Source organism: Pseudofrankia coriaricola (assembly GCF_001854805.1).
In the GTDB taxonomy this organism is placed as follows: Bacteria; Actinomycetota; Actinomycetes; order Frankiales; family Frankiaceae; genus Pseudofrankia.
In genome coordinates, this window is the sequence record NZ_MBLO01000235.1 from 160,760 (window position 1) to 173,340 (window position 12,581).

At 72.2% G+C, this 12,581-nt stretch carries 15 protein-coding genes; 5 read left to right on the forward strand and 10 right to left on the reverse strand.

What is annotated here, in order from left to right:
• Nucleotides 1–46: 46 nt before the first annotated feature.
• Together BCD48_RS47535 and BCD48_RS31010 are read right to left on the reverse strand one after the other, a co-directional pair.
• Nucleotides 47–187 (reverse strand): polysaccharide deacetylase family protein, encoded by a 141-nt coding sequence (locus BCD48_RS47535; RefSeq protein WP_241842131.1) that lies wholly within the window; start codon nt 185–187, stop codon nt 47–49.
• Nucleotides 188–261: 74 nt separating this feature from the next.
• Complete coding sequence (locus BCD48_RS31010; protein ID WP_071051927.1) at nt 262–945, reverse strand: response regulator transcription factor; 684 nt, start codon at nt 943–945, stop codon at nt 262–264.
• 104 nt (nt 946–1,049) lie between these two features.
• Here BCD48_RS31010 and BCD48_RS31015 point away from each other — a divergent pair, with 104 nt between their 5' ends.
• Nucleotides 1,050–1,814 carry an ABC transporter permease gene (locus BCD48_RS31015; RefSeq protein WP_083419463.1) on the forward strand — a complete coding sequence of 255 codons (765 nt, stop codon included), beginning with the start codon at nt 1,050–1,052 and terminating at the stop codon, nt 1,812–1,814.
• 99 nt (nt 1,815–1,913) lie between these two features.
• On the opposite strand, the gene BCD48_RS31020 is transcribed toward BCD48_RS31015, so the two are convergent.
• Complete coding sequence (locus tag BCD48_RS31020; RefSeq protein ID WP_071051929.1) at nt 1,914–2,600, reverse strand: DedA family protein; 687 nt, start codon at nt 2,598–2,600, stop codon at nt 1,914–1,916.
• A 185-nt stretch (nt 2,601–2,785) separates the two neighbouring features.
• Nucleotides 2,786–3,622, reverse strand: coding sequence for an undecaprenyl-diphosphate phosphatase (locus BCD48_RS31025; protein ID WP_071051930.1), 837 nt, complete (start codon nt 3,620–3,622; stop codon nt 2,786–2,788).
• A gap of 417 nt (nt 3,623–4,039) precedes the next feature.
• Here BCD48_RS31025 and BCD48_RS31035 point away from each other — a divergent pair, with 417 nt between their 5' ends.
• The gene (locus BCD48_RS31035; RefSeq protein WP_071051932.1) at nt 4,040–5,449 is read left to right on the forward strand and encodes a sensor histidine kinase; all 1,410 of its coding nucleotides are present in this window, start codon (nt 4,040–4,042) and stop codon (nt 5,447–5,449) included.
• 66 nt (nt 5,450–5,515) lie between these two features.
• On the opposite strand, the gene BCD48_RS31040 is transcribed toward BCD48_RS31035, so the two are convergent.
• The 5 genes from BCD48_RS31040 to BCD48_RS31060 form a co-directional block, all read right to left on the reverse strand.
• Nucleotides 5,516–6,496, reverse strand: a complete 981-nt coding sequence (locus BCD48_RS31040; RefSeq protein ID WP_071051970.1) for a zinc-binding dehydrogenase — start codon at nt 6,494–6,496, stop codon at nt 5,516–5,518.
• Between the two features lie 5 nt (nt 6,497–6,501).
• Nucleotides 6,502–6,939, reverse strand: a complete 438-nt coding sequence (locus BCD48_RS31045; protein ID WP_071051933.1) for a PPOX class F420-dependent oxidoreductase — start codon at nt 6,937–6,939, stop codon at nt 6,502–6,504.
• Between the two features lie 225 nt (nt 6,940–7,164).
• A complete protein-coding gene (locus BCD48_RS31050; protein ID WP_071051971.1) occupies nt 7,165–7,953 on the reverse strand; it encodes a tyrosine-protein phosphatase in 789 nt (262 codons plus the stop codon).
• Nucleotides 7,954–8,189: 236 nt separating this feature from the next.
• A complete protein-coding gene (locus tag BCD48_RS31055) occupies nt 8,190–8,876 on the reverse strand; it encodes an NUDIX hydrolase (protein ID WP_071051934.1) in 687 nt (228 codons plus the stop codon).
• Nucleotides 8,877–8,980: 104 nt separating this feature from the next.
• Nucleotides 8,981–9,490, reverse strand: coding sequence for a MarR family winged helix-turn-helix transcriptional regulator (locus BCD48_RS31060; RefSeq protein WP_071051935.1), 510 nt, complete (start codon nt 9,488–9,490; stop codon nt 8,981–8,983).
• A gap of 91 nt (nt 9,491–9,581) precedes the next feature.
• Between BCD48_RS31060 and BCD48_RS31065 the strand changes: the two genes are divergently transcribed.
• On the forward strand, nt 9,582–10,430 hold the full coding sequence (locus tag BCD48_RS31065; protein WP_071051936.1) for an NAD(P)H-binding protein: 849 nt from the start codon (nt 9,582–9,584) through the stop codon (nt 10,428–10,430).
• 144 nt (nt 10,431–10,574) lie between these two features.
• Nucleotides 10,575–10,721: a hypothetical protein gene (locus BCD48_RS52585; protein ID WP_198543463.1), complete on the forward strand. Its 147-nt coding sequence runs from the start codon at nt 10,575–10,577 to the stop codon at nt 10,719–10,721.
• Here the strand turns inward: BCD48_RS52585 and BCD48_RS31070 are convergent.
• Nucleotides 10,718–12,196, reverse strand: coding sequence for an MFS transporter (locus BCD48_RS31070; RefSeq protein WP_071051937.1), 1,479 nt, complete (start codon nt 12,194–12,196; stop codon nt 10,718–10,720). The genes BCD48_RS52585 and BCD48_RS31070 overlap by 4 nt on opposite strands.
• A gap of 136 nt (nt 12,197–12,332) precedes the next feature.
• Here BCD48_RS31070 and BCD48_RS51650 point away from each other — a divergent pair, with 136 nt between their 5' ends.
• Nucleotides 12,333–12,503 carry a hypothetical protein gene (locus tag BCD48_RS51650; RefSeq protein WP_157910590.1) on the forward strand — a complete coding sequence of 57 codons (171 nt, stop codon included), beginning with the start codon at nt 12,333–12,335 and terminating at the stop codon, nt 12,501–12,503.
• Nucleotides 12,504–12,581 lie beyond the last annotated feature (78 nt).

Here is a 12,581-nt window from a genome sequence, read left to right on the forward strand (position 1 = left end):
CGCCCGTGCCCACCTGGCCCGCCGCCGCGTGCGGCCAGGGGGCAGGTCAGGCGAGGAGGTCGTGCACCAGGACCGGAGCCAGACCGGCCGCGCGCAGGTTCGCGACGATCCGAGGAAACGCGCGGACCGTTCCCGGATGGCCGAAGTGCATGTTCACGATCGAGCCCGGTCGCGCACCGGCCCGCACCCGGGCTCCCCTGCCGTCGACAGCGTGCCCGTGACTTCATCCGAACAAGCTGTGACCAGCGCCGTGTCGGTGGGTCAGTCGGCCTGGGCGCTCGTCCTCAGCCGATAGCCGGCCCCGCGCACTGTTTCCAGCTGCGAGACCCCGAACGGTTTGTCGATCTTGCGTCGGAGATAGGCGATGTACTGGTCGACCACGTTGGAGGTGCCGTCGTAGGCGAAGTCCCAGACGTGTTCGAGGATGGCCGTGCGGCTGAGGACCTCGCCGGGATGGCGCATCAGGTACTCCAGGAGCGCGAACTCCTTCGGGGACAGGTCCAGGCCGACGCCGTCGCGGCTCGCGGCCCGGCCCGCCGGGTCCAGGCGCAGCCCGCTGACGTCGAGCACGACGGGGCGTTCGTGGGATCCGCGCCGGATCAGCGCCCGTACCCGGGCCGAGAGCTCGTCGAAACTGAAGGGCTTGGGCAGGTAGTCGTCGGCGCCGACGTTCAGCCCGCGGACCCGGTCGGTGACGTCACCTCGGGCCGAGAGCATCAGCACCGGGGCCCAGCGGCCGGCGGCCCGCAGGCGCTTGCACACCTCGAACCCGTCGAGCCCCGGCAGCATCAGGTCGAGAACAATCACGTCGTAGGCGACCTCGCTGGCCTGCCACACCGCGTCGGCGCCGTCCGCGACGATGTCGACGGCGAACCCCTCCTCGGTCAGCCCCCGGCGCAGCAACGCGGCGGTGCGCGTCTCGTCCTCGACAACCAGCACCCGCATGGCCGCACGATAGGACCACCAAGATGTGAATTCGATGTGCACCCGGCCAGTGCGGCGCCGGGCGTGCCGGTTCGCTGCCCGCCAGCGCGAGGAGAATCTCGTCGGTGCCGGTGGACGTACGCATGATTGTCGGGCTTGGGTGCCTTCTCGCGGTGGCGGTCGGGTGCCTGTTGTGGGCGCGGGTCGACGGGGCCGCGGCGGCGGTGACGGCGGTGGTGCGCGCGGTCGTCCAGCTCGCGCTCGTCAGCCTCGCGCTGCGTGGGGTGTTCTCGGCCCCGCCGGCCGCCGCGGCGGCGTTGGCCGTGATGCTGGGCGCCGCCGTGATCACCTCCACGCGCAGGCTGACGGCCTTCCGGCGGCCGTTCCTGGCCGTCGCAGGCTCGTGTGTGGCCGGCGCCGCGGTCACGCTGGGCATCGTGTTCGCGGTTCCGGTTCTCGACCTGTCTACGCGCCACCTGATCGCGCTGTCCGGCAGCGTCTTCGGCGGCACGATGACGGCCTGCACCCTGGTCGGTCGCCGGCTTTCCGACGGGCTGGCGCAGCGTCGTGACGAGGTCGAGGGCTGGCTCGCGCTCGGTGCCACGCCCCGGCAGGCCTGCGCGCCGATCGCCCGCAGGTCGGTCGGTGAGGCGCTGGTGCCCGCGCTGGACCAGACCCGCACCACGGGACTGGTGACCCTGCCCGGGGCGTTCGTCGGGGCGCTGCTGGGTGGGGCGAGCCCCGGGGACGCGGCCCGCTTCCAGATCGTCATCCTGACCGGTCTGCTCACGGCGGAGACGGTCGCCGCCGTCGCGCTCGCCTACCTGCTCGGCGCGCCCCGGGTGCTTCCCCTCGGCCCCCAGCCCTCCGAACACCGCGGCGGCGCGTAGGCGCCTGGAGGTTATGGACTCCTGGAGGCGCGGACGCCTGGGCGCGTGGGAGCGGCGCGCCCGGTCGCCCGACTGGTTTCGACGATTTCGCGCCCGAGCTCAGCGGGTCGGCCGGGGGTCGGTGTCCTCGGCGTGCTCGGGGGAGCGGTGCCTGCCGCTGGCCGAGCGCCGGCTGGCCAGCTCCCGCAGGACCGGGATGGCCGAGAGCAGGACGATGACCAGGGTGATGGGGATGATGTAGTGGTCGATCGGAACCGACCGGCCGAGGCCGTACCCGAGCAGCGTCACGCCCACAGACCACACCAGGCCGCCGACGATGTTGTAAAGCAGGAAGGTGCGGGCCGGGACACCGATGACACCGGCGACCGGGTTCATGAAGGTGCGGACGATCGGGACGAACCGTGCCAGGATGATCGACTTTCCGTAGCCGTATCGCTCGAGGAACTCCTGGGCCCGGGCGACGTTCTCCTGCTTGAACAGCCGGGAGTCCGGTCGGTTGAACAGCCTGGGGCCGGTCCGCCGGCCGATGAAATAGCCCGTCTGCGCGCCGAGAAGCGCCGCCACGGCGACACCGACCAGCACGGCGCCGATGTTGAAATGCGGGCGGTCACCGGTGGCGGCGGTCGCGCTGTAGGCGCCGGCGAGGAAAAGGAGCGAGTCGCCGGGCAGGAAGAACCCTATGAGCAGGCCGGTCTCGGCGAAGATGATCAGGATGAGCCCGGTCAGGCCAAAGGTCGAGGCGAGCGAAGCTGGGTCAAGAAAGTTGACGGCCAGTGGGCCTGGCATGGTGGATGTCCCTTCGAGAACGATGCTGAGGGGTGGGCCTGGGAACAACGACTGGGCGGGGTCGGTGGCGACTGTCCGACGGGCCGGCTGGGCGGGCGCCGTTGGCGGCGGCCGGGGCCCGAGCCCGACGAGCGGCCCGCCGGGGGAACGGATCCGGGCCTGGCTGGCTCCGGCCCGCGCGGCGGTCAGGCGTTCAGGGCGCCCGTGGCGAGAAGCCCGAACAGGAGCACGCCGATGACCACGCGGTAGACGACGAACGCGCGGAAGGTGTGGCCGGCGACGAACCTCAGCAGCCAGGCGATCGAGGCGTAGGCGACGACGAAGGACACCAGGGTTCCCACCGCGAGGGCGGTGGTGGACACCGAGCCACTGGTGGCGTCCTTCAGCTCGTACAGCCCCGCGCCCGTCAACGCCGGTATCGAGAGGAAGAACGACAGCCGGGTGGCGGCGACCCGGTCAAGGTCGCGGAAGAGGCCGGTGGTGATGGTGGCGCCGGACCGCGAGAACCCGGGAAACAGCAGCGCGAGGATCTGGGACGAGCCGACGATCATCGCGTCGGGTAGCCGGATGTCCCCCTCGCCGCGCTTGTGTCGACCGAAACGGTCACCCGCCCACATGTACGCGCTGCCGACCAGCAGCGAGCCGGCCACCACCCACAGCGAGCCGAGCGGGCCGTCGATGAGCGACTTGGCCGCGAGCCCGACGAGCACGACCGGGATGGTCGCGAGGATGACCCACCAGGCGAACGAGTAGTCGGGGTCGCGCCGGGCGGGCGCGCTGGCGAGGCCACGCCCCCAGGCGACGGCGAAGCGCCGGATATCGCTGAAGAAGTACACGAGCACGGCCAGGATCGCGCCCGCCTGGATCACCGCCGTGAAACCGACGACCGAGTTGTCGTCGACCGGTATGTTCATCAGGCCTTCGGTGATCTTCAGGTGGCCGGTGGACGATACCGGCAGGAACTCCGTCAGCCCTTCCACAATCCCCAGGACGACGGCCTGGCCGGCACTGATCGCACTCACGTGATCGGATCCTCCGCTGGTTCCGGCGCACTCGCGCCGCTCCCGCGCCGGCGAGGCGAGGCGGCCACGGCCTCGAAGCCGTTCACAGTACGGAGATGCATCCGGGAGCCCGTCCGCCAGCCGCCCACGCCAGGGGCCGCGCGGCCTTGACATGACGAAGTGGACGTTATCGGGCCGGGGATGTGAGGACTGTGTGAGCGCCACCGGCGCCACCGGCGCCAACGGCGGACCACGTCGGCCCGGCCGTGGCCGAAAGCCGGCGGTGGAGGGTGGAAAGCGAACGGCCGACGGTGGGTCGACGCGGGCATACATCGAATCCACATCTCGGTGGTCCTATCGTGCGGCCATGCTGGTGGATGACGAGACGCGGACCGTGGAACGACCGCTCCGCGGCCGGGCGGCCTGAACGGTCGGTCGATGTCCCTTCGGATTCGGCTCGCGGCGCTGTTCGGGCTGGGCACGACGCTCGTGCTCGCCGGCGCGGGCGTGCTGTTCTACCTCCAGCTGCGGGCCAGTCTGTGGCGGTCGCTGGACGCGACCCTTTCGGCTCGCGCCGAGGCGCTGCGCACCCGCATCGCCGTGACCGGCACGTCACCCGAGCGCGCGTTGGCGTCCGCGAGCCCGCTCACCCAGCTGGTCACGGCCGACGGCCGGGTGCTCGCGGCGTCCCCCAGCACCGAGACCCGGCCGCTGGTCGGCGCCGACGTCCTCCAGGCGGCCCAGCACAGGACGACGCTGGTCACCGTCCGAATGCAGGGGGAGAAGGCGAGAGTTCTCGCGGAGCCCGTCAACGTCCTGTCCGTCGGTCCGGTGGTGCTTGTCGTCGCCGCGCCCCGGGACATCACCGACGACGCCGAGGACCGCATCCGTGACGTGATGGCGATCGCCTGCGTCCCCCTGGTCGCCCTGTCCACCCTGGCGGCGTGGTGGCTTTCCGGCGCGGCGCTGCGGCCCGTCGAGCGCATGCGCCGGCAGGCCGCCGCGCTGGGCGTGGCCGACCTCGGTGGCCGCCTGGAGATCCCGCCCACCCGCGATGAGCTCGCCGCGCTGGCCGCGACGATGAACGACCTGCTGGATCGCCTCCATGCCGCGCGCACCCGCGACCGGGCCTTTGTCGCCGACGCGGGCCACGAGCTGCGCACCCCGCTGACCAACCTCAAGGCGGAGCTGGACCTGGCCCAGCGACCGGGTCGGACCCGCGAGGACCTTACCGAGGCGCTGTCCAGCGCGGCCGTCGAAACCGACCGCCTCATCCGTCTGGCCGAGACGCTGCTCGGTCTCGCCCGCTACGACGCCGATCCCGACCAGTTCGTCTACCGAGAGCGGATGCCTCTCACGCCGCTTCTCGAACGCGCCGTCAAGGCCGCCATGCCCGCGGCCCAGGGCGCCGGGACGACGCTTCGGCTCGCCACCACGCAGGCCGTCGTCCTCCACGCCGACCCGGACCGGGTCCGGCAGGCCGTCGACAACCTGTTCAGCAACGCCATCAGGCACACGCCCGCCGGCTCATCCATCGACGTCCGCGCCGAGCTCACTGACCTCAGCGCCAACGGCGCGACGGCGCTACCCGCGGTGATGATCGAGGTTCGTGATCGTGGCCCGGGCTTCCCGCCGGACTTCCTCCCGCATGCCTTCGAACGGTTCACCCGCGCCGACGCCGCCCGCGGCCGGGTCGACGGCGGCGCCGGTCTAGGCCTCGCCATCGTGGCCGCGATCGCGACCGCCCACGGTGGCCACGTGACCGCCGCCAACCATCCCGACGGCGGCGCCGTGGTCACCGTCGTCCTCCCGCTCGGCGAGAGCGGGCCGCGGCCACCGACCGCGTGACGCGGCCACCGAGCGGGTGACAGGCACGCGGGCTTTCCGCGTCGCCCGTGTGCGTCCCGCCGACGGTCAGCCCACGGTCAGCACGGTCTTGGCGACCGAGTCCCGGTTCTCCAGCGCCGCATGGGCCCGCGCCGCCTCGTCGAGCGGGAAGGTCTGCCCGATGACGGGGTGTAGCCGACGACCCAGGGCGGGCAGGAGGTCGCGGGCGAGCCGGGTCCGTTCGGCCGCCGGGATCCGCAGGTCACCGATGCCCGTGATCGTGACGGCACGCCGGCGGGCCTCGTCGGGATCGACCTGGGCGAAGGATCCGCTGGGCGTGCCGTGGGCGGAGAAGTGGCCGCCGTCGGCGACGAGTCCGTAGGCGTCCAGGCCGAGGGTGCCGCCGACGCCGTCGAGCACCACGTCGGGGCGGGCGGCGCTCGTCGCCTCCAGCACCTGGTCCGTCCAGCCGGGGAGGCTGTAGTCGACGACGGCCTCGGCGCCCACGGCCGCCACCGCGTCGAGCTTGGCCTTGCCGCGGGCCGCGCCGACGACCCGCGCGCCGCGGGCGCGCAGCAGCTGGACGAGCAGGATGCCCATCGCTCCGGCGGCACCCAGGACCAGGACTCGCTGCCCGGGCTCGACGCGGGCGAGCTCGACGATGCGCAGGGCGGTGGGCCCGTCGTGCAGCACCGCGACGGCCTCGAGCGGGTCGACACCGTCGGGTACCGCGACCAGTTCGTCCGCCGGGGCGACGGCCCGCTCGGCGTAGCCGCCCCAGCCGCCGGGGCCGCCCGTGTGGGCGATGACCCGTCGTCCCAGCCAGCCGTCCTCGACGCCGTCGCCCACCGAGACGACCTGCCCGCCGACGCCGTTGCCTGGCACGTAAGGGGGTCGGATCGGGAAGAAGTCCTTGCCCAGCCCGGACCGGACCAGGATGTCCACGAACATCACGTCGATGGCGGTGACGGCGAGAAGGACCTCGCCGGGGCCGGGAACCGGGTCGGGAAGGTCGGTGGGAACGAGAACCTCCGGGCCGCCGAAGCGGGCCACCTCGATCGCGCGCATGGTGTTCACACCCGGCCCGGCCAGGCGCTGTCGTGCGTGACGCCGTGCGTGACGTCGCGCGTGTGCAGGCCGGGACTGTCCGGGTCGACGTTGTAGGCGACCACGCGCCGCGGGTGAATCCGGATGATCTCCGCCGCGAGATGCGGGTCGGCGGACGGGAGCGTCGCGATCTCGGCGACCCCGCGGATCTCCAGGAAGTGCGCGCCCTGCATGGTCGCCTCGGTCACCTCGTCGATGACGAAGGCCACCCGCGGATTGGCCTGGACGTTGCGGTACTTGGCGCTGGAGGCCATCCTGTACCCCGCGATGTCAATCGTTCCCAGGGCGGGGTTGTAGGTGAACCCGAGCGGCTTGACCTGCGGCACGCCGTCCGGTCCGATGGTCGACAGGTGGCCTCGGGGCTGGCGGAGCAGAAACCGCTGCTCGGCGTCGCTGAAGATCATGCCCTCACCGTAGGACCTCAAGTGAGGTTGAGGTCAACGGGCAGATCACTACCTCCGTGTCGTCGCAGTCGCGGATTCGGCCAAATCGCGACGGCGGCGACACGCGACGTGCGCGCACAGCCGAGTCCCGCGCGGTCCAGCCGGGCCCGGGCGGGCAGCGCGCCCGCCCGGGCCCCGCGGATGACACATGGCGTGGGCGGAAACCCACGGCGGCGTTCTCTTCGGTTAGCTCGGCTCGATGATCATTTCGCGCCAGCGGTCGATCTGCTCCTGGGTCACGCCGTTCGCGATGAGGAAGCCGGCCACGCCACCGGGCGCGGCCTCGACGGTGTCCAGGACGTGGATGATGGCGCGCGGGTCGAGCGAGAGGGACCCGAGGGACCCGGTGGCCCCGGTGGACTGGTTCGAGGCGGCCTGTTCGCGCAGGTGCCGGTATTCCTCCCGCTGGGCCAGCGCCTCCCGGACCGCCTGGATCCGCTGTTCCGTGGCCAGGTAGTCCGCGACGATCGCGTCGCGTTCGACGCCGGCGACGGCGAGCAGGACCGAGGTCACGATGCCGGTGCGGTCCTTGCCGGCCGCGCAGTGCACGAGGGCGGGTGTGCGCGGGCCCGATACGAGGAACTCCAGGATACGGGCCAACCCGGCACCGGACCCCTCGAGCATGACGCCGTAGAACGAGGTGTAGTCGTTGCCGATACGGTCGCGCATCGCCTGCTGGTTGCTAAGACCGGTGAAGTCCATGAGCGGCTCGTGCAGCCAGGTGACGCCGAGCTGGGGGAACCACTCGGCCTCCTTGGGGTTCTCGAAGGGCGCGCGCAGATCCACGACGCCACGCAGCCCGACGTCGTCACGCAGTAACGCGATGTCCTCGGTGGTGAGGCTGTCCAGGTTGTCACCGCGAAGCAGCACGCGGGGGCGGACGGTCCCCCCGCCTGCGGGCAGCCCGCCGAGGTCCCGCACGTTGTGGGCCCCGGCTAGCTGGATCCAGCTGGGCACGTGATGGGCGGTAGTCATCCCAGAACCGTAGAACTGACCGATGAAGCGCGGGTGAACATGCACTGGTCAGCCTGGCTCGGCCGGTCGAAACGGCGGCGCCGGCCGCGGCACCCGCGCCACCGCATCAGCAAAGGCGAACGGCCTGGAGACGGACCGTGGTCGCCGTCCGGCTGAGGGTCAGGAAGTGCGGGAGCGCGGCCGCCGAACCAGGCGGCCGCGCTCATTTTTTGCGTTGTCGGTTTCCGGCCCGGGGATCAGGCCACGCGTTCGTACCGCCAGCCGGTGTCGAGCATCCACAGCCGGTGGCGGGCGCCCTCCCGGGCGCCGGGCGCCGGGCCGGCGTACCCCTCGTCGCCGTGCCACATCGCGAGTAGTCCGCCGGGGACCTGGGTGAACTGGGTCTCGAACAGCTCGGGCGGTGCGCCCGCCGCGGCCGTCAGGGCGTCGGCGACGCCGGCGTGCGGCGCGAGCGTCCACAGCGTCACCCAGGTCGGTGGCAGCAGCTCGAGGATGCCCTGGTCGCGCGCCGCCAGGGCGTCCGCCGGGCGTATCCAGCGATGTTCGGTGATCTCCGCGCCGTCCACGACGACGTCCTGCTCGGGCGCCCGGCCGAGCAGCATCCAGGTCAGGAACCGACGCGCGGCCACGGCGGGCGGGCACCAGTGCGACAGCGGGGTCAGCTCGGCGCCGTCGATGCTGATGCCCGCCTCCTCCGCCGTCTCCCGCGCGGCGGCCCGGCGGGCGGCCACCAGCTCGGCCGACCCACCGCCCGGAATCTCGCCGCCGAGGTCGCCGGGATCGACCCGCCCGCCGGGGAACACCCACGCACCGGGCGCGAAGGATGCCGTCGGGCTGCGCCGCAGCAACAGCACCTCCGGCCCGGACGGCCGGTCGCGCAGCAACACGGCACTGGCGGCGGGCACGGCCAACGGCGAGGTCATACGGCCGATCGTAGGACGTGCCTGGTGACAACCGACGGAATCGCCGGTCACCGCGGCCGGGGTCGGGGCCGGGCCTGATGACGACGACGGACGGGCGTCGCCGGTCAGCGTGAGGTGGAAGCGGGAGCCTGCTCACCATGCGGCTGCGGCTCGCCCGCGGTGGCACGTTCGTAGGCACGCAGGGTGTCGACGACCAGCCGTCGCTCGGCCGGGGTCAGTGGCTGGAGTGCCTCCCGCCATGCGGTGGCGCCTCGGCCGAGCCATCCCTCGATCGCCGGGCGACCGGCTTCGGTGATGCTCACGATCCGTCGTCGGCGGTCGTCGGGGTCCTCGCGGCGTTCCACGACTCCGCCCCGGCTGAGGTCGGCGACCATGAGGCTGACCGTCGTCGGCGCCACCTCCAACCGCGCGGCCAGGGCATTGACGGTCATGGGTCCGTCGAACAGCAGGTAGGACAGCAACGACAGGTGCCGTGGGCCGAGGGCCAGCCCGGCCAGCTCGGCCGGCGGCGGTGTCCGCTTGGCCCGACCGACCAGCTGCGGCATCAACAGCAACAACGCGCGGACCGCCTCGTCCACGTCGAGCTCGCCGCCGCGCCCGGGCCCGGTTGACATCGCCCTCCTCGCCGTATTTAGCTTTGTCGGCAAAACTACTTTGCTAGCAAACGCTATTTGTCGCGTCTTCGTAGCTCACCGTAGGAGTGTTATGACCATCCTCGTCACTGGCGCGCGCGGGAACCTCGGGTCACGCCTGGTCGCGACGCTGGCCGCGGCCGGCTGCCCGGTCCGCGGCTCGGCCCGTGACGCCACGACCCTACGGCTGCCTGCCGGCGCCGAGCCGGCCGAACTCGACATCACCGACCCCGGGCCGGCCGCGGCGGACACGCTGCGTGGCGTCGAGGCGGTCTTCCTCTACCCGGTCATCGGCTCGGTGGACGCGTTCCTGGCGGCGGCGGCTACGGCCGGCGTGCGCTACCTGGTGCTGCTGTCCTCGCCGGCGGCCTACGAGGCCGGGGAGTTCGACCGGCCGATCGGGCTGGTCCACCGCGCGGTCGAGCGGGCCGTCGCCGGGGCCGGTCTCGAGCACACTGTGCTCTACCCGAGCTGGCTGGCGACGAACGCCCAGCGCGACTGGGCCGACCAGATCCGGACAACCGGACGGGTGGCCATGGCCTATGGCGACGCGACCGTCACGCCGATCCATCCTGACGACGTCGCGCAGGTCGCCGCCGACCTGCTCACCCGCGGCACCCACCGCGCCCGGATGCAGATCCTCACCGGACCGCGCTCGCTCCACCTTCGGGACGTGGTCACGACCGTCGGCGACGTGCTCGGCGTCGAGATACCCGTCGATGACCTGACGCGCGACCAGGCACTCGAGCAGGCGAAGGGCCGCATGCCTCGCCCGATCCTCGAAACCCTGCTCGACGTGGCCGCGGCGAGCATCGGCCAGGCGGCCCCCGTCAACAACACCGTGGAACGCATCACCGGCCACCCCGCCCGACCGTTTCGCTCCTGGGTCGAAACCCACCGGGCGGATTTCGAGCGCAACTGACGACAGCCCTCCGCGCCGCGTGGCCCGGAGCCGCCCGGCTCCGGGCCACGCCGCGGCCCAGTGCGTGCTGACGTCGGATCTGGCGACTACGAGGTGACGGCGACGGCCTGGCGGACGAGGTCGTCCCGGGTGAGCTGGGCGAGCATGAAGTCAGCGAGGTCGGCGAACGAGATCCTGGACGAGAACGACAGCCACCGGTCGGTGCCCGCCCCGGACGAGCAGCTGCGCCTGCGGGCGCTGCTCACCAGGGCGGGCGCCGATCCGAGCCTGTTCACCTGCCGGGCGACCTAGGCGGTGGTATCGCCGGCTGAGCCGCGGCGTTGGATGGACAGCGCGGCGATCGCGGCCGCGACGCCGGCCGCGGCGCAGAGCGCGAACAGCTCCCGGTAGCTGGCGAGGGAGGGGAGTTCGGCCGAGCCGAGGGACATCGTCTGCGCCGCGAGGATGCTGCCGCCGATGGCGCTCGCCAGCGAGCTGCCGATGGCCCGGAACAGGGTGTTCATCCCGTTGGCCGCGGCGATCTCCGCCGGTGGGGTGAAGGCGTTGATGAGGGAGGGCATGGCGGCGTATCCGATGCCGGTGCCGATGCCCACCACGGAGGCGCCGAGGATGACCTCCCAGAGCGAGCCGGTGAGGATGATGCGCATTCCCCACCCGAGGGCGACGATGATCGCGCCGAGCGCGAGGGTCTGCCCGGCGCCGCGCATGGCGACCAGCCGGGCGGAGACCGGCGCGAGCACGAGCATGCAGATGCCGCTGGGCAGCAGCGTCAGACCGCCGACGAGCATCGATGACCCGAAGCCGTACCCGGTCGCCTCGGGCGCCTGGACGTAGGACGACGTCCCGATCAGGGAGGCGAACAGGGCGAACCCGAACAGCAGCGAGGCGAGGTTCGTCAGGACGAGCGGCCGGCGGCGCAGCGTCGCGATGTCGACGAGTGGCCCACGGACCCGGCGCTCGGCGACGACCAGCGCCACGAGCAGCACCACGGCGAGCGCCAGCAGGCCGAGCACCCGGGCGGAGCCCCAGCCCCAGTTGGCGGTCTCCGCCAGCGGCAGCAGGAGGGCGACGAGGGCGGCGCTCAGCAGCGCGGTTCCCACCAGGTCCACGCGCCCGCCGCTGCGGTTGGGCGCCTCGGGCACCAGCCCGAGCACGCTGGCGAACGCGATCACGCCGCCTACGCAGGTGATCCAGAACAGCACGTGGAAGTCCGCATGCTCGCCGATCACGCCGGCCACCGGCAGGCTGAGCGCGGTGCCGACGCCGAGCATCGCGCTGATCAGCGCGATCGCCGAACCGGCGCGTTCCCGGGGCAGCAGCGAGCTGAGCAGGCTGATCCCGAGCGGAATCGCCGCTCCCGACGCCCCCTGCAGCGCGCGGCCGGCGATCATCAGGCCGACGTCGTTGGTCAGCGCGCAGATCAGCGATCCGACCGTCAGCGCCGCGACCGCGATCAGCAGCATCAGGCGCTTGCCGAACATGTCGCCCAGCCGTCCGAACACCGGCACGGCGACCGCGGCGACAAGCAGCGTCGACGTCAGCAGCCACTCGGCGTTGGTCTGGCTGGTGTGCAGTTCGGCCGGCAGGATCGGCAGCACCGGCACCAGCAGCCCCTGCGCCATCGACACCATCAGCGCGGCGAGGCCGACCGCCAGAAGCTCCAGCCTCGCGCGGCCGGGGGACGTGCGGGCGCGGATCGCCGCCTCCGCCGAGCGCGCCGTCGCCTGCGTGGGACGGTCCACCGCCTTTTCGGACAGCTCGGTCATGCGTCACCCTTCGGGTCAAGATCAAAGAGGTGGGCGGGAGCGTGGCTGGCGTGCCCATCCACCTACTGGAGGGACTTCTTCCGATTACAGTAACGCAAACGGATGAGATCCCTCCGTTTTGGTGGTGGTGACCACAGTGGCGCCGAGCACAGCGCTGAAGCCCACCGCGAGAAACCCGCTGCCCGGACACCCGCTGACCAACGCGGACCCGGACCCGGACCAGATCGAGCTCGACACGGAGGCTCGCCTGAGCCTGGACCGGCCCCTCCCGGACCAGGCTGAGGACGCGCATCCGCCTCGGGCGTAGTACGAAGCGCGACGCTTCGGAGCCGACACGACGGCCGGGTGCGAGAGTGGTCGCTGGGGCTGGCGAAGCCAGCTGGGA